The 1,112-nt window shown below is 37.5% G+C and carries 2 protein-coding genes; one reads left to right on the top strand and one right to left on the bottom strand.

The genetic code is table 11. The annotated features are described in order from the left end of the window. Positions 1 to 17 precede the first annotated feature (17 nt). Positions 18 to 857 (bottom strand): type 1 glutamine amidotransferase domain-containing protein, encoded by an 840-nt coding sequence (locus tag VXQ92_RS20290; protein ID WP_031985607.1) that lies wholly within the window; start codon positions 855 to 857, stop codon positions 18 to 20. A gap of 119 nt (positions 858 to 976) precedes the next feature. Between VXQ92_RS20290 and VXQ92_RS20285 the strand changes: the two genes are divergently transcribed. Next, the coding region (locus VXQ92_RS20285; RefSeq protein ID WP_416682996.1) for a helix-turn-helix domain-containing protein at positions 977 to 1,112 on the top strand (136 nt) is incomplete at its 3' end.

The following is a 1,112-nucleotide window of genomic DNA, read 5'->3' as shown; positions in this document are numbered from 1 at the left end:
CTCTTTAACCTCTATAGTTATTTTAATTTTTCTAATAAAGATTTACCGACAAGAACAGCCGAAGCTGGGTTTTGTCCAGTAATAAGTTCACGATCCACCACTACATTTGGCGACCAAGCTTTCGTATTGCTTTGATATTTTGCTCCAAGTGACTCTAATGCAGTTTGTGGATAGAACTTCATCTCACCGCCTTTTAATAAGCCCTTCGCTTGCTCTTCTTCTTGATTGCTAATTACTGTCATCTGATAATTTTTATAAATCCATTCTCCAGTTTTAACTTTTTTACCTTGTTCAAGTTGCTTAACGGCTTCCGCAGCATGAGGTAAAGTTGACATCAGGGCTATAGGACCATGACAAACCAAAGCTGTAGGCTTTCCTGCATTATGAAAAGCCGTGAGAACTTTACCAAGCTGTTTATCTTTTAATAGGTCTTGCATAGGCGCGTGTCCGCCCGGAATATAAATAGCATCAAATTGATCTATACCAATTTGCTCAATACGCGCCAGACTTACAACAGGAGAATCTTGAGCAGAAGTTAACTTTAGATTATGTAATAAACCAGCATACTGCTTTAATGCTTTTTCATCTTGATTAAAATACATTGCATTATTTGATGACTCATCTAACGTTGGAGCTTTCCCCTTTGGAGTGGCAAATGTTACGGTATGCCCTGCATCTAAAAGCATTTTTGTAGGCTGCATCAACTCATTAAGATAAAAGCCCGTTTTAAAAACCTGCTTATTCTTTAGCTCTAACTGTCCTTCATCAGACAATACAACCAATACATGAGCGGCATTTGCACTTAATGCTGCCGAAGCTGCAATCATTGCAAACATTATTTGATTTAACTTCTTCATTATTCGACCTTCATTCCAAGCATTTGCTGGATTTATAACTGGGATGGATATATTCTATTTTTACCCCAGAGGTATAAAAACAACTCATTTCACAAATCTTTTTTGCGTTTGAGGACAAAATGTCTCGCCAATTTGACCATCTTGCCGATGTTGAAGTGTTTTTAATTGTGGCTGAAAAGCTTTCTATTAGTGCAGCTGCAATTGATTTATCTACAACGCCTTCGGTCATTAGTAGAACAATTACAAGACTCGAGA

The sequence above is a fragment of the Acinetobacter sp. 228 genome, from assembly GCF_048147885.1.
This window is presented reverse-complemented; position numbering and strand designations above follow the sequence as displayed.

Coding starts and splice junctions, on each gene's coding strand:
- VXQ92_RS20290 (WP_031985607.1), bottom strand. CDS start 857: ATGAAGAAGTTAAATCAAATAATGTTTGCAATGATTGCAGCTTCGGCA.